Source organism: Pedobacter suwonensis, from assembly GCF_007833675.1.
In the GTDB taxonomy this organism is placed as follows: Bacteria; Bacteroidota; Bacteroidia; order Sphingobacteriales; family Sphingobacteriaceae; genus Pedobacter; species Pedobacter suwonensis.
The window spans coordinates 4,098,871-4,117,704 of the sequence record NZ_CP031708.1 but is presented as its reverse complement, the minus strand read 5'-3'; the positions used below and the strand labels follow the sequence as shown (position 1 = coordinate 4,117,704).

18 protein-coding genes are annotated in these 18,834 nt (G+C 39.5%); 9 read left to right on the top strand and 9 right to left on the bottom strand.

Translation table 11 applies throughout. The features are described from left to right. The first annotated feature begins 324 nt into the window (after positions 1-324). From DV942_RS16945 to DV942_RS16935, 3 genes are all read left to right on the top strand, one after another. Positions 325-705: a VOC family protein gene (locus tag DV942_RS16945; protein ID WP_145859497.1), complete on the top strand. Its 381-nt coding sequence runs from the start codon at positions 325-327 to the stop codon at positions 703-705. An 83-nt stretch (positions 706-788) separates the two neighbouring features. Continuing rightward, positions 789-1,244 carry a hypothetical protein gene (locus tag DV942_RS16940; RefSeq protein WP_145859494.1) on the top strand — a complete coding sequence of 152 codons (456 nt, stop codon included), beginning with the start codon at positions 789-791 and terminating at the stop codon, positions 1,242-1,244. A gap of 38 nt (positions 1,245-1,282) precedes the next feature. Further along, positions 1,283-1,720: a hypothetical protein gene (locus DV942_RS16935; RefSeq protein WP_145859490.1), complete on the top strand. Its 438-nt coding sequence runs from the start codon at positions 1,283-1,285 to the stop codon at positions 1,718-1,720. Positions 1,721-1,921: 201 nt separating this feature from the next. On the opposite strand, the gene gcvP is transcribed toward DV942_RS16935, so the two are convergent. Then, the gene (gene gcvP, locus DV942_RS16930; RefSeq protein ID WP_145859488.1) at positions 1,922-4,798 is read right to left on the bottom strand and encodes an aminomethyl-transferring glycine dehydrogenase; all 2,877 of its coding nucleotides are present in this window, start codon (positions 4,796-4,798) and stop codon (positions 1,922-1,924) included. Positions 4,799-5,260: 462 nt separating this feature from the next. Between gcvP and DV942_RS16925 the strand changes: the two genes are divergently transcribed. From DV942_RS16925 to DV942_RS16915, 3 genes are read left to right on the top strand one after another with little or no spacing between them, the layout of a single operon-like run. Continuing rightward, a complete protein-coding gene (locus DV942_RS16925) occupies positions 5,261-5,599 on the top strand; it encodes a PadR family transcriptional regulator (protein WP_145859485.1) in 339 nt (112 codons plus the stop codon). Next, complete coding sequence (locus tag DV942_RS16920) at positions 5,596-6,186, top strand: HAAS signaling domain-containing protein (RefSeq protein ID WP_145859483.1); 591 nt, start codon at positions 5,596-5,598, stop codon at positions 6,184-6,186. Before DV942_RS16925 ends, DV942_RS16920 begins: the two co-directional genes overlap by 4 nt. A 4-nt stretch (positions 6,187-6,190) precedes the next feature. Beyond that, entirely contained in the window at positions 6,191-7,513 is a 1,323-nt protein-coding gene (locus DV942_RS16915; protein ID WP_145859480.1) for a serine hydrolase domain-containing protein, read from the top strand. A gap of 49 nt (positions 7,514-7,562) precedes the next feature. On the opposite strand, the gene DV942_RS16910 is transcribed toward DV942_RS16915, so the two are convergent. The 3 genes from DV942_RS16910 to DV942_RS16900 all read right to left on the bottom strand — a co-directional run bounded on the left by DV942_RS16910 (position 7,563) and on the right by DV942_RS16900 (position 10,090). After that, positions 7,563-8,126, bottom strand: coding sequence for a hypothetical protein (locus DV942_RS16910; protein WP_145859478.1), 564 nt, complete (start codon positions 8,124-8,126; stop codon positions 7,563-7,565). 263 nt (positions 8,127-8,389) lie between these two features. Beyond that, positions 8,390-9,280, bottom strand: a complete 891-nt coding sequence (locus DV942_RS16905; protein ID WP_145859475.1) for an EamA family transporter — start codon at positions 9,278-9,280, stop codon at positions 8,390-8,392. 93 nt (positions 9,281-9,373) lie between these two features. After that, positions 9,374-10,090, bottom strand: a complete 717-nt coding sequence (locus DV942_RS16900) for a pyridoxine 5'-phosphate synthase (RefSeq protein WP_145859472.1) — start codon at positions 10,088-10,090, stop codon at positions 9,374-9,376. Between the two features lie 83 nt (positions 10,091-10,173). Here DV942_RS16900 and DV942_RS16895 point away from each other — a divergent pair, with 83 nt between their 5' ends. Together DV942_RS16895 and DV942_RS16890 are read left to right on the top strand one after the other, a co-directional pair. Beyond that, positions 10,174-11,814 carry an ArnT family glycosyltransferase gene (locus tag DV942_RS16895; RefSeq protein ID WP_145859470.1) on the top strand — a complete coding sequence of 547 codons (1,641 nt, stop codon included), beginning with the start codon at positions 10,174-10,176 and terminating at the stop codon, positions 11,812-11,814. A 1-nt stretch (position 11,815) separates the two neighbouring features. Then, positions 11,816-12,196 carry a GtrA family protein gene (locus tag DV942_RS16890; protein WP_145859468.1) on the top strand — a complete coding sequence of 127 codons (381 nt, stop codon included), beginning with the start codon at positions 11,816-11,818 and terminating at the stop codon, positions 12,194-12,196. A gap of 130 nt (positions 12,197-12,326) precedes the next feature. On the opposite strand, the gene DV942_RS24030 is transcribed toward DV942_RS16890, so the two are convergent. Beyond that, entirely contained in the window at positions 12,327-12,449 is a 123-nt protein-coding gene (locus DV942_RS24030) for a hypothetical protein (protein ID WP_280525536.1), read from the bottom strand. A gap of 60 nt (positions 12,450-12,509) precedes the next feature. Between DV942_RS24030 and DV942_RS16885 the strand changes: the two genes are divergently transcribed. Further along, the gene (locus tag DV942_RS16885) at positions 12,510-13,490 is read left to right on the top strand and encodes a polysaccharide deacetylase family protein (protein ID WP_145859466.1); all 981 of its coding nucleotides are present in this window, start codon (positions 12,510-12,512) and stop codon (positions 13,488-13,490) included. Between the two features lie 126 nt (positions 13,491-13,616). Here the strand turns inward: DV942_RS16885 and DV942_RS16880 are convergent, their stop codons facing one another. The 4 genes from DV942_RS16880 to ahcY form a co-directional block, all read right to left on the bottom strand. Continuing rightward, a complete protein-coding gene (locus DV942_RS16880; protein WP_145859463.1) occupies positions 13,617-13,952 on the bottom strand; it encodes a DUF6370 family protein in 336 nt (111 codons plus the stop codon). 363 nt (positions 13,953-14,315) lie between these two features. Then, positions 14,316-15,392, bottom strand: a complete 1,077-nt coding sequence (locus DV942_RS16875; RefSeq protein ID WP_145859460.1) for an IS110 family RNA-guided transposase — start codon at positions 15,390-15,392, stop codon at positions 14,316-14,318. A gap of 98 nt (positions 15,393-15,490) precedes the next feature. Then, on the bottom strand, positions 15,491-16,825 hold the full coding sequence (locus DV942_RS16870; protein WP_222431112.1) for an IS5 family transposase: 1,335 nt from the start codon (positions 16,823-16,825) through the stop codon (positions 15,491-15,493). 347 nt (positions 16,826-17,172) lie between these two features. Further along, on the bottom strand, positions 17,173-18,489 hold the full coding sequence (gene ahcY / locus DV942_RS16865) for an adenosylhomocysteinase (RefSeq protein WP_090986646.1): 1,317 nt from the start codon (positions 18,487-18,489) through the stop codon (positions 17,173-17,175). Positions 18,490-18,834: the final 345 nt, after the last annotated feature.

Sequence of the window (18,834 nt, the reverse complement as noted above, 5' to 3'; positions counted from 1 at the left end):
AATGATCGGATTTATTTAAAATCATTCTATTGACTTTATAATTATGGTAATGGTTTAATTTGTTTCCTTTTTTATGTAAAATAAGGTTTATAGCCACATCCCTTTAAATGATTTGGAAAGCAAGTACAGAAGCAAATATTAGGTTAACCGGGCTTTTCATTAAATCTTTTTGCGATCCTTATACTGAACACATCGAAGCAACTGCAACAAAAAAGGATACCATTCCAATCCCATTTATATGGCAAATACGGTGCTACTATTTGAGGTTGCAAACCACCAAACCATAATAAATTATTATATTGGTTCATCATTTTAAACAAAGCTATGAACCAGAGAGCAACATCCATCCGCCCATTTATTGGTGCAAAAGATTTTGAAATATCGAGAAGCTTTTACTGCGACCTGGGGTTCGAAAAAACTACGCTGGGCACACAGATGTCGGTCTTTAAAACAGGTAACCTGGCCTTTTACCTCCAGAATGCTTATGTGAAAGACTGGATCGACAAAAGCATGGTTTTTATGGATGTCGACGATGTAGACCGTTATTATACCGAATTGCTTGCCCTCGATTTACCCGGCAAATATCAAAACGTAAAACTTGTGCCTGTCCGCAACGAAGAATGGGGTAGTGAATGTGTCCTGCACGATCCTTCAGGGATTTTATGGCATTTCAGGACATTTAAAAAATTAACTGCAGTTGTCTGATTATACACTTAAACCAGCCTTAAGGCTGTTGGCACATCTTTAATATTTATCACATAACCCTTTATTTGAAAAATTAACCCTCTATGAGAAAAAAAATCTACGCGGCTTTATACTTAACAACTATGCTTTTTTTCGCAAGTAGCTGCAATGTTAACAGCACGTACATCAACCGTGAAGAAGATAAAAAAGATGCAGAAAGAGTAGCTAATCAGTTTTACGAATTCCTTCAGAAAAAAGAATTTCAAAAAGTAATCCCATTATTGAGTACAAAATTCAAAGCTGCAACCAGCACCGAAAAATTAAACGACTATTTAAATGGAGCTTTAAGCAAATTAGGCGAAATTAAAAGTGAAAAACTCGATCATTGGGAATCGAAAGTGGTAAAAGGTAGCAATCCTTCTGCAAATTATGTGCTTTACTACGTGGTAGAAAGAACAAAATACCAATCGAAAGAAACGGTTATACTCACGGCAGAAAATAATCAGATCAAAATACAAGGCTACAGCGTAAATTCTGATGGCTTGCTGTTAGGAAAATAAAATTGATACCTCTTCACCTTAAGTAATATTGATGTTTGATGAACCTGTTCAAGTATAAATTCTCTACTAGTATTGACCGGCCAATTAGCCTAGACGGGTATCCTGCCGAAATTAAAGTGGTAAAGGAACACATCGATGAAAAAAAAGGCATCATCGTTTTAAAAAGTAATAATGAATTGCATTTTAAAGGAACTTATTCAGCATGGAGGGGCAACATTTGTGCATCAGTAAATAGCGGAAAATTTACGATAGCGGAGGATAAAGGAAAATTATTGCTCATTTATAGAATTGAAATAGACCACATTTTAGTTTACCTTACACTAATTGGCATGTCAATATCTATAGCATTTTACAAAATCTGGTTAGCTGGTATGCCGTTAATTTGGCTTGGCGGAATGAATTGGTTCATTTCACTAGTTAGAAATAATTCAATGATGTATGATATTGCTTTTGAAATTAATCAATTAAATAAATAACATTTGATACAACCAGGCGTTCAAGCATTAAATAGCTTTAAACAAAAAAATCTGCAAGCTTTATGAAAAAATTCATAGAACTTGCAGATGATTTATCTCAATAGAGCGCTTCGTTGTCCCTCCTCGCAATGACGATCGAGAGGAGAATTAGGCGATGGAACGGAAAACCTTAAACCCTTTACCTCCCCGCCTTCTACCTCACTAAGGAACTATCTCTTCCAAATAACTCTCCACTGGAGGGCATGCACAGATCAAAGATCTATCGCCATGACTATCATTAACACGACCAACCGATGGCCAGAACTTGCGTTCTAACACATAAGGAAGCGGGAATGCAGCAGTTTGACGGCTATAAGCATGCTCCCAATTGTCAGCAGTAATTACTGAAACGGTGTGAGGTGCATTTTTTAGCGGGTTATCCGTTTTATCGAAAGTTAAATTCTCTACCTGATCTATTTCATTTTTAATTGCGATCAATGCATCACAGAAACGGTCTAACTCATGCTTAGGTTCAGATTCTGTAGGCTCAACCATTAAAGTACCCGCAACCGGGAACGAAACCGTTGGTGCGTGGAAACCATAATCCATTAAACGTTTTGCAATGTCAGTTACTTCAATTCCGAAAGCTTTGAAAGCACGGCAATCTAAAATCATCTCATGTGCGCAACGGCCCTGAGCGCCTGAATAAAGCACCGGATAGTGCTGCTCTAAACGTGCTTTCATGTAGTTCGCATTTAAAATGGCATATTTGGTAGCATTCGTTAAACCTTCAGCGCCCATCATCGCAATATATGCGTGAGAAATGATCAGGATAGAAGCCGAACCCCATGGAGCAGACGAAACTGCAGAAATAGATTTCCCTTTGTCGATATCAACCACGGCATGACCTGGAAGATAAGGAACCAGGTGTTTAGCCACACCGATTGGGCCCATACCAGGACCACCACCACCGTGAGGGATACAGAAAGTTTTATGCAGGTTTAAGTGGCAAACATCGGCACCAATATTGGCCGGACTTGTTAAACCCACCTGTGCATTCATATTCGCACCATCCATATAAACCTGTCCGCCGTTAGCGTGGATCGTTTCACAGATTTCGATTATGCTTTCTTCAAATACGCCGTGAGTAGATGGATAAGTTACCATTAAACACGATAAGTTGTCTTTATGTAATTCTGCCTTAGCTTTTAAATCTTCAACATCGATGTTACCGTTTTCTAAAGATTTAACCACTACAATTTTCATATCGGCCATTGCAGCAGAAGCAGGGTTTGTTCCATGTGCCGAAGCCGGAATTAACGCCACGTTACGGTGGAAATCGCCCCTATCGTGGTGGTAAGCGCGGATAACCATTAAACCAGCGTATTCACCCTGGGCACCCGCATTTGGCTGTAAGCTCATGGCCGCAAAACCGGTAATTTCGCTTAACCACTTATCCAGTTCGTTAAAAACAGAATAATAGCCCAATACCTGATCGGCCGGGGCAAACGGATGAATGCGACCGAAGTGAGACCAGGTAACCGGAATCATCTCTGCCGTAGCATTTAATTTCATGGTACAGCTACCCAAAGCGATCATCGAGTGGCAAAGCGATAAATCTTTTGCTTCCAACGATTTGATATAACGCAACATTTCATGTTCCGAGTGGTGCGAGTTAAAAATCGGGTGTGTTAAATAAGCAGAAGTACGTTTCAGAGGGGCTGGAATAACTGTTTCTACATTCTCGACAACCTCTACCTGATCTCCAGCAATGCCTTTTGCCCTTGCAAATATTTTGGCAATTAAAGTAATGTCTTGAAAAGTAGTGGTTTCATCAACCGAAATGGTCACCGTATTACCCACATAATTTAAGTTGATTTCGTTGTCTAAACAATAAGCATGGATACCACCTTTCAAATCGCCCAAATCGAAACGGATGGTATCGAAATAAGCTGAATTTAGTTGCTCATAACCTAAATTTTTAAGGGTCGATGCCAAACTGATGGCCAAACCGTGTGTACGCTCAGCAATGGCTTTTAATCCTTTCGGGCCATGGTAAGCAGCATAAAAACCGGCCATGATAGCCAATAATGCCTGTGCAGTACAGATGTTTGAAGTTGCTTTATCTCTACGGATGTGCTGCTCGCGCGTTTGCAAGGCCATACGTAAAGCATAATCGCCGTGGCTATCGATGGTTACACCGATAATACGACCAGGGATATTACGCTTGTATTCTTCTTTAGTGGCAAAAAATGCAGCGTGCGGTCCACCAAAACCCATTGGTATACCTAAACGCTGTGTAGTACCTACAACTACATCAGCACCCCACTCGCCCGGAGGCGTTAATAAGGTTAAGCTTAAGATATCGGCGACTACGGTTAATTTAATATTTTGACTGTGTAAAGCTGATGCGAAAGCTTCATAATTGAAAACTTCGCCATTTCCTGCCGGATACTGAACAATTGCACCGAAAAATTCTTCGGAAGCAGTGAAATCTAGATGGCTGCCGATTACCAGCTCGATACCATAAGGATTGGCACGTGTTTTTAAAATATCGATGGTTTGAGGGAAAAGTAATTCAGAAACGAAAAACTTTTTAGCTGCCTGGTTTTTGCGTAAGCTGTATTGCATAAACATAGCCTCAGCCGCAGCTGTACCTTCATCCAGTAAAGATGCATTCGCAATTTCCATTCCGGTTAAATCGATAACCATGGTTTGGAAATTTAATAAGGCCTGTAAACGACCCTGTGCAATTTCTGCCTGATATGGCGTGTATTGTGTGTACCATCCCGGGTTTTCGAATACGTTACGTAAAATAACACCAGGCGTAATGGTATCGTAATAACCCTGACCGATAAAGCTTTTGAAAACTTTATTCAACAATGAAGTTTGTTTTAAAGCACCAAGATATTCAGTTTCTGATTTCGCTGCAGGCAAGTTTAACGGTTGTTTTAACCTGATTGCCGTCGGAACAGTCTGTTCAATCAGCTCGTCGATAGAATTTACGCCAACAGTTTGCAACATTTCGGCTGTATCAGCCTCATTAGGAGCAATATGACGATTTTGAAAATCTTCCTTGTAGTGGATATTTAAGCTCATGCGGTATGAATAATAAATTTGCGTGCAAAGGTAGCAAAAATGAAGCTGTATTTCACTATCAATCAGTGTAAAAAAGGCGTCTTATTTACACTCAAAAGCGACAAAACAGATAGATTTTATGAGTAAAAAGCCTGACAAACGCTTGTCTAGTTTTAAGCTGTTTTCTTGATTATTTGGAAAGCAGTGGCTGCCCTAAAATTTAAGTCTGTTCCCGCCATTCGCTACAATCTTTTTGCTGCTTTTTCGTACTGAGGTACAAAGCATCTGCCGCAAAAAGGATTTCCACTGCTGTCGGGTTTAGGCACAATGGAAACTGCAATAAACCAAGGTTTGAAGAACTAAACTTTTGAATCAAATCCTAACAAAAAAACATCAAACTCATTATCAATAATTTATGCGAAAATATTTAATCAAAATAGCATACACATTGTTATACTATGTATTTTGTTATACCTTTGCTTTATGAACGAAGATTTTATTCATAAATGGATATCGCAGGTTAAAAAGGGAACCTTATCCTTTATTGTGCTCAATGTTTTAAAAAGTGGCAAAGCTTATTACGGCTATGATCTGATCAATGAGATAAAAAAGATTACGGAGATCGAAATTGCCGAAGGAACGCTGTACCCGCTGATGAACCGGCTTAAAGATGAAAAATTGATCCTATCAGAATGGGTGGAGCAAGAATCGGGTATCCCCAGAAAATATTACAGCATTACGCCGGAGGGGAAAAACACGGTAACCAAAATGGAAGAATACTGGCACAACCTGAATAACTCAGTATTAAAAATCACGAAATGAAATTAAAAGAAATACCATTTAACGATCAATCGGCTGAGCGGATTTACAAAGATTATCTGTACAGAATAAAAAAAGAGGTTAGAGGCCTCAATCAGCAAAATCAGGATGAAATATTGATGGAGCTGAACAGTCATATTTATGAAAACCTGCAGGCACATCCAACCGGAAATGAAGTAGAAAATCTTCTTAATATCTTAGAAAAATTAGGAAGACCTGAGGAAATACTCAAACCGTTGGTGGCTGACAAAAAAATGGCAGAAGCCACCAGAACATTTAACCCCGTACATGTTTTTAAAGCTTTATTGCTCAATCTAACCAATGGTATATCATACATTATATTCTTTATTCTGTACCTGTTTCTGTTTGGTTTTGTGTTTTTGATCGGTGCTAAACTATGGAATCCATCACAGGTAGGCTTTTTCTATAAACCAGGTGAAGTTTTTATCCTTGGGCTTTCAAAAGGCCTGGTAAATCCTGCCGATGAGCTTCTAGGAAGCTGGTTTATTCCAGCAATGGTTGTTTCGGCTATTGCACTTTACCTTATTATCACTTTACTCCTTAAATTAAAAAGAACCATTAACAAATAACATCATGATCAAAAAATTAACACTCTTTACCTTTCTGACAATTCTGGTCCATTTCAGCTTTTCACAATCATTTGATAAGATTAAGCTGGATGCTTACTTCGATACGCTTTCCAAATACAATAAATTTATGGGGAGTGTAGCTGTTGCTCAAAATGGGCATGTGATTTATAACCGCACATTGGGTTTCGCAAACCTTAAAGAACAGCAAAAAGCAAACGAAAAGACCAAATACAGGATCGGATCAATTTCTAAAACATTTACCGCCGCTTTAATATTTAAAGCTATCGACGAAAAGAAAATCAGCCTTGATCAAACTATCCAGAAATTTTTCCCTGACATTAAAAATTCCGATAACATCACCATTGCGAATTTGCTTTACCACAGAAGTGGAATACATGATTTTACAGATGACAAAGAGGAATACTTGAAATGGCACACACATCGCAAGACCGAAAAAGAAATGCTTGCCATAATTAGTAAGGGCGGGATTGATTTTGAGCCGGACACTCAATCTGATTACAGCAATTCGAACTATTTACTGCTATCTTATATTCTTGAAAAAACGTTTAAAATGCCTTATGCCCAAATATTGGACAAGTACATCGTTAAACCCCTCGCCCTGACCAACACTTTTTTAGGCAAAAAGATCAATTCTAAAAATAACGAAGCCAGCTCGTACCGTTTTGAAGGGAATTGGAAATTAGCCGATGAAACTGATATTTCGATTCCACTCGGTGCCGGAGGGATTGTTTCAACCCCGATTGATCTGGTGAAATTCAGCACAGCCTTATTTGAAAGAAAAGTGATTTCTCAAAATAGTTTAGCTCAGATGAAAACAGTTAACGGCAAATACGGCATGGGTATTTTGGCTATTCCGTTTTATGATAAAGCAGGTTTTGGTCATTCGGGCAGTATAGATGGTTTCAGCGCTACATTTTCATATTTCAGCGATGGAAATATAGCCTATGCTTTAACCAGTAACGGCACGAACTTCAACAATAATTCCATTTCACTGGCCGTATTAAGTGCTGTTTTTAATAAGGAATATCAAATTCCTGATTTTAAAACAGCTGAGCAAAGCACTACAGACTTAAATAAATATTTAGGCACCTATGCATCAACGGCAATCCCGATAAAAATCACCATTACGAAAGACAATACAACTTTAATCGCGCAGGCCACAGGCCAACCTGCAATAAGATTAAGCTCCAAAGGTAACCATGAGTTTATATTCGAAGATGCAGGCATCATCCTATACTTCAACCCCACAGAAAGCCAAATGATCCTGAAACAGGGCGGAAAAGAATTTAAGTTTACAAAAGAATAGATAGATTACCCCATCAATAGGCAGGTTAGTTTAACGCGGACTAACCTGCTTATTTCTGCACTTTCCATCCTTCATCTTTACTTAACTTTAATTTATAGGTTTTGGTAATGAAGTTGCTGTTTTTGTTTGCATCCTTATCAAAAGGTTCGAAATCAGTAGTGGTCATTTTAAGTGATACGGTCACCTTTGCTGTGCTGGAGTTTACCTGCGCAAAATCAACCGGTTTCTCGTCTGATAAAACATATTCTACCACTTTTACCGTTGCCCTGTCGCGATCCTGTTTCAACACCAGTGGACCCGCTTTATCGGTTAAGGTAATCTGGTAAACAAAACTGCTGTCTTTAGAAAGAAATTTCTTCTTCGCTTCTTTTAAACTTAGGGTAACCAAACCTTTGCTGGCCAAAGATTTATATTTCCCCAGTTCGAACATATCGTTCGTACTGTTAAATTTCATCTCACCAAATTTAAACCTGGTGGTTTTATATTCCGGATTGGCTTTTAAATAATTGGTAATCACTTCAGCAGCCTCATCCTGGTTGATGGTGGTTTTGGTTTTGCACCCAGCTATGCCGATAATGATCAGGGATAAGATATAAATGGTTATTTTTTTCATATGTAAATGCTATATGCTTTTTAAAGGTATTTATTTTTAGTTTAACCGCAAAGCGCGCAATGGCACTATCCTTCTAAGAAAGAAAACACAATGGCAAAGTACGCGAAGTTCATGCTAAACAACACGAAATTATTTTAGTTTTGAAGTAAAAACTTAAGTCATTCTAGTCACACATCCACAGAAAGAAAAAAATAATTTTTTGACAGCTCTCATAACTTTGCGCCCTTAGCGCCTTCTCTGCAAACTCTGCGGTTAAAAACGGGTTAATTCTTTTTTAAAAACTTCAGATTTGGTAAAACCATTGCCGATAAAATGACCACAACGCCAACCCATCTTAAAAACGAAACCTGTTCTTGCAATACAAAACCGGCCAACATCACAGCGACAGGTAATTCTGCAGCGCTCAAAATAGAACTAATAGCAGTGCCAATTCTCGGTACACCTTCTGCGTAAAATAATGGCGGGATTACGGTACCGAAAACAGAAATAATCAATCCCCATTTCAGTAAGCTTCCACTCAAAGCGCCATTAAACAAAAATGCAGGAGGAAAGATGATGAAAATCAAAATACAGGCACCTGTAATCATCAGCGCACTTTTCTTTAGCGGCACATATTCATTCCCGATTCTACCACTCAACAACAAAAAGCCGGCATAACATAATGCAGCCAGTAAACCAAAACCAATCCCTTTTAAATCCATGCTACCCATACTGGTTTCTGCCATTCCACTGGCCAAAACTGTACCTCCCAGAACCAACAAAATAGCAACCAATTGCAAACCAGTGGGTTTCTTTTTAAAAATGAGGTATTCCATTAAAATACTCATCCAGATAAACTGCATCAATAAAATAATGGCCACCGAATTAGGCACCAGCTTTACACATTGATAGTAAAAAATACTAACCATACCCGTGCAGGTTCCTGCAATGACCATTTGCCACCAGGGTGTTTTAGCGGGCAAAGCCTTAGCTTTATAGGCTGTGGTTCTACTTTGGATGAAAAATAATACCCATAAAATTACCGCCCCGAAAAAAGCCTGCGCACCGGTAACATCACCCAAAGTATAACCTTCATGATAAGCCAGTTTAACAAAAGTAGACAGGATGCCGAAACTACAGGCACCCAAAAAAACAAGGAGAATTCCTTTAAACATAGTGTATTTTTTAACCACAGAGAAATAAGAGTCTTCACAGAACACACAGAGGCTCTGTTTCTCTGTGTGTTCCTTTGTGCACTCTGTGGTTAATTATGCGAGTTGTTGTAAATATTTCTGAATGGTCGTTTCTAAACCTAAATAAAGCGCATCACTAATTAAGGCATGCCCAATTGATACTTCTAATAAGCCTGGGATGCTTTGTGCGAAATAATGCAGGTTGTGCAGATCCAGGTCGTGGCCGGCATTAATGCCTAAGCCTAATTTATTGGCATGATGGGCTGCAGCAATGTAACTCACTACTGCCTTTTCGCGATCTGCAAAATAATTATGTGCATAGGCTTCGGTATATAATTCGATCCGATCTGTTCCGGTTTCAGCTGCACCTTCCACCATTTCTACTACCGGATCAACAAAAATCGAAACGCGGATGCCCTCCTGCTGAAAAACCGAAACCATTTCTTTCAGGTAATCTTTATGTTTGATGGTATCCCAACCATGGTTTGAGGTAATCTGACCTTCGGCATCGGGTACCAAAGTAACCTGGGCTGGTTTGTTGGCCAAAACCAGGTCAACAAATTTATCTTCCTTACAATTTCCTTCAATGTTAAACTCGGTCGCAATAACCGCCTTTAGATCGTAAACATCCTGGTAACGGATATGGCGTTCATCAGGGCGCGGGTGTACCGTAATTCCCTCCGCACCGAAACGTTCGCAGTCTAACGCAACCTTTACCAAATCAGGATTATTGCCTCCGCGACTGTTGCGGAGTGTAGCAATTTTATTGATGTTAACCGATAACTTTGTCATAACGCAAAGATAAGGCTTTGCCCATGTTAATCTTAAACCTTAAAAAAATTTGACTTTTTTTTGCTCATATTTGCTTCCTGTAAATGAACTTAAAAGAGAACACGTTATATAAAACTTTAATCGCTTTGGTTGCACTGGTCAGTGTGCCAGCACTTTTTGGCGGTATAATGGAACCAGATTCTGCACTTTATGCCTCCATAGCCAAAAACATGGTACAGCGCAACGATTGGGTGAATATTTATGTCCGTGGTGCAGATTGGTTAGACAAACCACATTTAACTTTTTGGCTGGCCGCTGCTTCATTTAAAGCTTTTGGAATCACAGCCTTTGCCTATAAACTTCCTTCTTTCTTATTTGGACTATTAGGCGCATGGTATCTTTATAAACTGGCAAAAGACATTTACAACGAAAAAACAGGATTAATCAGTGCATTGATTTTTTTAAGTTCGCTGCACATCCTCATTTCTACTTTCGATGTTCGTGCTGAGGTTTATATCACCACATTTACTTTAGCAGCCATTTATCATTATTATAAAGCTCATCAGGGTTCTTTCTGGCATATTGTTACAGGCTCTTTTTTCGCTGCGTGCGCCATCATGATTAAAGGCATATTTGTACTCATCCCCGTTTTTGGTGGTTTTATCATTTACTGGTTGCTCACCAGGCAATGGAAACAGTTGCTAAAGCTCAAATGGTGGATTGCCATTACATTGATTTTTATTTTTATTATCCCGGAATTATATACTTTATATATACAGTTCGACTTGCATCCCGAAAAGGTAGTATTTGGAAAAACCGGCGTATCTGGTTTGAAGTTTTTCTTTTGGGACAGCCAGTTTGGTCGCTTCTTTAACAATGGCCCTATAAAAGGTAAAGGCGATATATCCTTCTTTTTGCATACCACGCTGTGGGCTTTTTTACCCTGGTCGATTTTGTTTTACACCGCCGTGGTTAACCTTTTCAAAAAGAAAAATAGAATAATGTTACCTGCAGCAAGCATCATGATCTGGACGAGTGCAGCCATTACCTTTTTATTGTTTTCTCTTTCGAAATTCCAGTTGCCGCATTACATCCTGATTATTTTGCCACAATTCGCCATCATTACGGCTTTATATATACAGAAATTGGAAGGCAAAAGCTTGAAAGTATTTTTTACCGTCCAAAATACACTGGCAATTTTAATTGTTTTGATTTTATCTACCGTTGCAATCTTTTTCAGGTTTACAAATCATTATATAGCGATTGCCGTTTTAGTTATTTTATTGGCAGTTTCGTTTTCAATCTTCAAAGGATTAAAAATCGACAACCTACTGGCCAGAAGTGCGATGATTTCTGTTGGCTTGATGATTTTTCTATCGGTATTTTTCTATCCGTCGGTGCTGAAATATGAATCGGGCATGGAAGCGGGAAACTGGTTAAAAGAAAATTACCCTAAAGCCAAAGCTGCTGTTTTAATGTACCCTGACGCTTATTCTTTCGATTTTTATGCCAGCGGGGAACCGAAATACTTTTGGAGTTATGAGGAACTGGATAAATCAAAGGATATAAAAGACCTCGTGATTTACACGCCAGAATCGGAACTGGCAAAATTGAAAAACGAATATGGCGCCCAAGTGCTAAAAACGTTCGATTACTATCACATCACCAAACTCACCCCAAAATTTATCAATGCGCAAACGCGTTCTCAGCTATTAGAACATTTTTACCTGGTTAAATTGCATTAAAATGGATTTATTCTTCCGCATCATAAAATTTGGATTGACAGGCCTGCTCGGTATGGCAATCGACTTTGGAGCAACCTGGCTGTGTAAAGAAAAAATCAAAATCAATAAATACATTGCTAATGCCATCGGTTTTACTTTAGCCGTAACCAATAATTATCTCATTAACCGGATATGGACATTCCAGAGTACCAACAGCCACTGGGGAACTGAATTCACTAAGTTTTTAATAGTGAGTTTAATCGGCCTAGGTTTAAATACCTTTATCATCTATCTTTTCCACCAACGGAGAAACGGAACAAACTTTTATGTGGCAAAATTTTTTGCGATTGTAATCGTATTTGTCTGGAATTTTTTGGCCAATATGTTGTTTACATTTAAGTAGTCGTTAGAATATTTACCAGAAAGATCATGAAACAAATCCGATAGCAATTAGATCAGGATCACGGTCGGCTAAAGATTTTACACCACTGGCACGAACCAACGAACGAATGGCCAGCGACCTAATGAACTACCTAACTCACATTTTTGCCGATAAAGTAGAATACAACAAGCCATATTAATCCTTTAATCAGGAAGAATAAAAAACCAATCAGCCCTACCCGCTTAAACCATAATTTTAATTTTTCTTTGTTCATGGCGACGTTTGTAAAGATAATGGATTTGGCTTAAATTAGAAAGATTTTAAATAAGGAAATATGAAGTTATCTAAACCCGCGTTGCTCAGCCTTTTTTGTATCTGCTTTTTCTGCACTGAAATCTTTGCGCAAAATTTTGAAGATATTAAACGCTATAAAGTAAATTTTGCCCTGGCAACGCATGACAATGAGCGGTTGATTGCGCTTAGAAGCTTTTCTGCAAATAACCAAAAATACTTACTGCTGGTAAACCCTGAAACTTTAGATACCAAAGTAGATCTGGCCAGTAATTACAGCACCAGAGGTCTGCAATATTCCAACGTACTTGCCATTTTTAAAAACACAGTTTATATCAAATCAATTGAAGCCGCAGCAGCCAGAGATTTGCAACTTCAGAATGCTGGCATTGATCATGCCATTCCAAAGGAAAAGGGCATCACACTAACCATCGATCTTTGTCCTTCGCATAAGGCTTTAGACAGGATTATTTTTCAATCTGTTTTCGATGAATTTAAAAAAACAGAACAGCCTGCGCCATTAGCGATTTCTGTTTCCGGCAAATGGATGTTAAAACACCAAGATGATTTGAATTGGTTAAAAAGTTTAGTAAAGAATAAGGAACTGGATATTACCTGGGTCAATCATACCTACAATCACGAGGTAAATAAACTGCCATTGGCTGAGAATTTCCTGTTGGCACCCGGAACCAACCTAGATGTAGAGGTATTGGAAAACGAAAAACTCATGTTAAAAAATGGGCTAACCCCTTCAGTATTTTTCCGCTTTCCTGGACTGGTATCTGATCAAAAAATTGTTGAAAGAATCGAAACTTATGGATTAATACCTGTTGGAAGCGATGCCTGGTTAGCCAAAGGACAACAACCTAACGCCGGCAGCATTGTACTGATCCATGGCAATGGCAATGAAGAAATTGGAGTGAAAGATTTTATCCAGTTGCTAAAAACGAAACAGGCTGATGTAAAGAATAAACAGTGGTTGCTTTTCGATTTAAGGCAGGGTTTGGAGAAAGAATTTGAATAATCTATCACGTTTTTTAACCGCAGAGAACACAGAGAAAAAGTCACAAAGAACACAAAGCTAGGTGCAGATCTTTTGCATCAACCTTGGCGCATCTTTCCGAAAAACTTTGCGTTCTTTGAGGTAAAGCTACTTCTTAATTGTCAATAACTTTATTTCCTTAGCTTTAAAGCGGTTGTTCACAATCTCGCCAGTCACTTCTGCTTTACTTACGGCATTGCAGAAACCATGTTCGCCATGGGCGTCGCCAAAATCATCGATGCCTTTTCCATCCACAAAATAAGGTTTGCCATCAATTTTAACCGCCAGTTCGCAATCTTTTCCTTTCATTTTAAACCGGCATTCGCCACAGGCAATATCAACCACCTGTTTAGTAATTACTTTTGCAGTTTTTTGAGAACCAGTTTGCGCATTCCCAGCAACTGAAAATACACCAAGTATCAGCGCAAATATTAACCTTTTCATCGTTTTTATTTTTTCAAATGTAAGTCTTCAGCTGCAAAAGAATCACAGCCCGCAGTAAAATAAACCTCCTATGAATAAAACCCCTTTCAAGCAGCTTAGAAAGCTTTTTCTTTTTTATGGGCAAAAGACGTTCCCTGTCCTGAGAATTGGCTGTCTATTGTTTAAATTAATGCCTCTCAGAAGCTTTTTTTTTTATAAAAGTATAAAAACTTAGCTATATCCTCCTATTAGCGGTCATTAAATTTGCCGCAGGTATCTATCAATAATTGGGTTAAAAGATAGCCGCACACTGATTAAAGCAGGTTTTTGCCAGGCAAGGTTTAGAAAGCAGTCTATCATATCTTTACAGCTGGTTTTTGTTTTTTATTTCACAAGTCCGCTCACATACGGTGTCCGGTTATTCCAAACATGCCTTACCCTGGAAAGCAGTTTTCTCGCTACCTTGATAATGGCCCGTCTGGAGCCAACCCTTGCCGTCCATCTGCTATAGCATAGCGTAAGGGCGGGATCTGTTCTTACCGCTACCCATGCTGCCTCCACCAGCATATACCTGAGCCGGCGGTGCTGTCTTGTGGTTATGCTTCCCTTTCTGTCGTTTTCACCCGTAGAATGCTCCATGGGACACAGTCCGACAAATGAGTTGAGCCTGTCAAATTTCTTAAAGCGTGAAATATCACCGATTTCAACAATCAGTACAGCTGCTGTGACCGGGCCTATTCCCGGGATAGAGCAGAGCAGGCCTACGATAGTACGGTAGTGCGCCTTGTCCATAAGTTTCCTTATTTCCCTTAGCGTGTCTAATTTCTGGATCCTGATCACTTCCATTATAGAAAGCTGCCTGTCCAGTACGATGCGGATGCTCGGCTCCCCACAGCTGACCTCTTTTAACCATTTCACAAATGCCCCGCTCCAGTTGGCCTTCCCAAACCTTTGGGGTATCTCAATCCCCATCAGACGGAGAAGACCCTTTATCCTGTTCTTTGACCGGGTAAGATCATTGCTATACCGCTCGTTGAGCCGTACCAGCTGCCTGTCTGCCTCAAGTTCGGGATCAGGTACATAAACACCTGCCAACTGACCAGCCTGAAGTGCCTCGGCTATCCGCCTGGAATCGTTCCTGTCATTCTTGTTCTTTGTGCCTTTATCGGTCCGTGGAACATCTGCAGCATTTACCGCGATACAGCTTATTGAATGCACAGCAAAAGCACGCTGTATCCAGAATCCACAGAAACCACTTTCGTAAGCACATTCATAACGGGCTTTAGGATAGTTGGTCGAAAGAAAATTCCACAGTCCATCAACTGATGGAGGAGACTGGACGAAACTTTTGAGATACTGTTTACCCAGATAAAGTGAAACTGTCCAGCTTTTAAGGTGCACATCGATGCCACAGCTTATCGTATGACCGCTAAAATCTAATTTTTCTGCTAAATTTGTCATGATCTTAGTTCTATTCTTTGTTTAAATTTAAACAATTGTGGCTTGCTAAAGACCACTTGAACTAAGATCACTTTATTACATAGTCGTTCCTTAAAAAGTCATTGAACAAAGATTGTATCATATTTTGGTTGTTTCATGAATGTTTTTACGAGCTGAACAAAGCTTAAAAAAAGCGCCCAAAGATGATCTTTCCAGATATTCATCATCCTTTTGAAGTTCATCGCGGCGGCAGCTAACATTACATTGATGTTATCGCCTTTTATTCCTTTGTAAAAATTGCGGCTTAAGCGATGGTCTGTTTTCAGATGCCCGATCTTAGGTTCGATGGCCGCTCTTTTGGTAAAGCCTGCCTTTAGTTTGGTCTTTCGGTAGTTCGTTAGTTTACTGCTGAAAGTTTTTGGGGTATGGATAGTAGTTCCGAGCACCTCTTTTCTCCCTCGGTAACCCCGGTCTACAAAGACCTCTTTAAGCGTATGACCGGTTAACCTTTGCTGTTGTTCCAGAGCTGCATCCAGTGTATGTCCGTCGTAGTCATTCCCCTGGATATTGATTGCACCGATGATCACACCGCTGTTCTGGGTGACTGTGATGGATACTTTACTGCCAAACTCGTATTTTTTATGCTCTTTGCCTTTGCTGATGCATACTACATCCGGCTCATGCAGGCTATACACCTTGTTTTTGTCCTGCCGTTTTTGGAGGAGTACACGCTCAAACAGCTCCAGGTCGGTTTTGTAGTTTTCTGCCGGTAATTCCCTTTGTAGTTCCCGTACCAGTCTGCCCGCTATTGTTTTTACTTTTTTGTCTGCTTTCCGCGCTTTGGCTCCGTTCTTAGGATGGTTGCGGAAACGCTGTTCAACACTCAGCTTCTTTAAAGTGCGGGTATAACGCTGACGAAGCACGAGTCCTGCTTTGTCAGCTATCCCGATACATTTTTTGATGATCTTCCGGTGCAGTTTGCTATCGGTAGGATAAGTAATGTTCTTCTCCTGTACAGTAGTGTCTATGCTGGCCTTATCTTCCTTGCCACCTTTTCCATTGATACGGATACTTTCCCTGAAGATCAGTTCCACACCTTCGGCACCGATACGGTTACGAAAGTGAACAAGCTCTGATGCCTCACAAGGGGCTTTTGCCGCAAATACCCGCTCTCCGCTGAAATATTGGTAATAAGCATTCTCTGCCCACTGTTCTACAACACTTTCGTCGCTCAGGTTGCGGATGTGCTTGAGCATCAACAGCGCTACCATCAGGCGGATCGGCTTGGCCGGGCGGCCAAAATTCTCCTTGTAATGCTTCTTAAAACTGTCCTCGAACAATTGCCAGTTAACATACTCCGCTAAAATGTACAAGGGATGTTTGTTCGACAATTGTTCCTTTAAACCCGGCTGTAAAAAACTTAGTTGTGTTGTGTTTTTTGGTTGTTTAAGCATAAATATCTGCAAGCTTTTGATATAAATATAACCAAAACCCGCAATTTATAATACTGAAATTTATCAACAAATTATTGACAATCAAATATTTAAATTGTTTTTAAGGGGCGACTACATAGATACTGATAGAACGGAAAGACCGAAGCGAAGCATGAGTGAGGACTTGAAGGGATAGCAGGACTATTGCCTCCGAAGAGCATTGAACGTACGTTTTCAAAAAACTACAGGGACACCCCGCCTTACAGGCACCCCTCTGGGAGAGGGGAATAAAAAGGGACATGCAAATCTGCACATCCCTCTATATTATTTGTCTTATGTTAACTGCTAACTAAAAACTGTAAACTGAACTAGTACCTGTAAGTATCTGCTTTGAAAGGACCTTCAACCGGTACGCCGATATAATCAGCCTGGTGTTGATCTAAAACATCTAATTCTACACCGATTTTTTCTAAATGTAAACGGGCAACTTTTTCATCTAAATGTTTAGGCAAAGTATATACTTTGTTTTCATACTTGTCAGTATTGGTCCAAAGTTCGATCTGCGCCAAAGTCTGGTTGGTAAAAGAATTACTCATTACAAAACTTGGGTGGCCAGTTGCACAACCTAAGTTAACCAAACGACCTTCGGCAAGAACGATAACGTCTTTACCATCTATCGTATATTTATCAACCTGAGGTTTAATCTCTACTTTTGTATCGCCATAAGCGCCGTTTAACCAGGCCATATCGATTTCATTATCGAAGTGACCAATGTTACAAACAATCGCTTTATCTTTTAACGCCCTGAAGTGTTGCTCGCGAACGATATCACAGTTACCAGTTGTAGTCACTACAATATCAGCTTCTTTAATGGCGTTAGCTAGTTTTTTCACTTCGTAACCTTCCATTGCAGCCTGTAAAGCACAGATTGGGTCAATTTCAGTTACAATAACACGTACACCTTGTGAGCTTAATGATTCTGCAGAACCTTTACCCACATCGCCATAACCACAAACCACGGCTACTTTACCAGCCATCATTACATCGGTAGCACGACGGATCGCATCAACTAATGACTCACGGCATCCGTATTTGTTATCAAATTTAGATTTAGTAACTGAATCGTTTACGTTGATTGCAGGCAAGTGCAAGGTTCCGTTTTTCATTCTTTCGTACAAACGGTGAACACCAGTCGTCGTTTCTTCTGATAAACCTCTGATACCTGCAATTAGCTCAGGATATTTATCGAAAACCATGTTGGTTAAATCGCCACCATCATCCAAAATCATGTTTAATGGTTGTTGATCAGGACCGAAGTGTAAAGTTTGCTCAATACACCAGTCGAATTCTTCTTCATTTAAACCTTTCCAGGCATAAACCTGAATACCCGCAGCAGCAATTGCAGCCGCAGCATGATCCTGTGTAGAAAAAATATTGCAAGATGACCAGGTAACTTCAGCACCAAGGGCCACCAATGTTTCGATTAATACAGCCGTTTGGATGGTCATGTGCAGACAGCCTGCAATGCGCGCACCTTTTAACGGTTGTGACGGACCGAATTCTTTACGCAAACTCATTAAACCTGGCATTTCTGCTTCGGCTAATTCGATTTCTTTACGGCCCCATTCTGCCAGTGAAATGTCCTTAACTTTGTAAGGAACGTATGTAGTCTCTACTGATGACATATAAATTGTATTTAATTAACTGTTTTTCAAAACTTTATGTGTCTTCAATTCCACATTACGCAAACATTTCCAACACTTTACAAAAGTACACAAAATAGTAATCAAACTTAAATTGATTTCGCCGTATTAAAATTCTTGATTCAAATTATACATTTCAATTACTTTACAACATCAAACTGAATTGGACAGTATTTTACTAAAGAAAACTAAACCAGCTGTATAGACATGCTCATTTAAGCCATAAAGTATAATTATAAACAATTAAAATTTGAAATTGAGTTAGAGCAACATACATAATCGTAGTTATCGAACATTTAAGGTTAACAAACCTTGATTGATATGCTA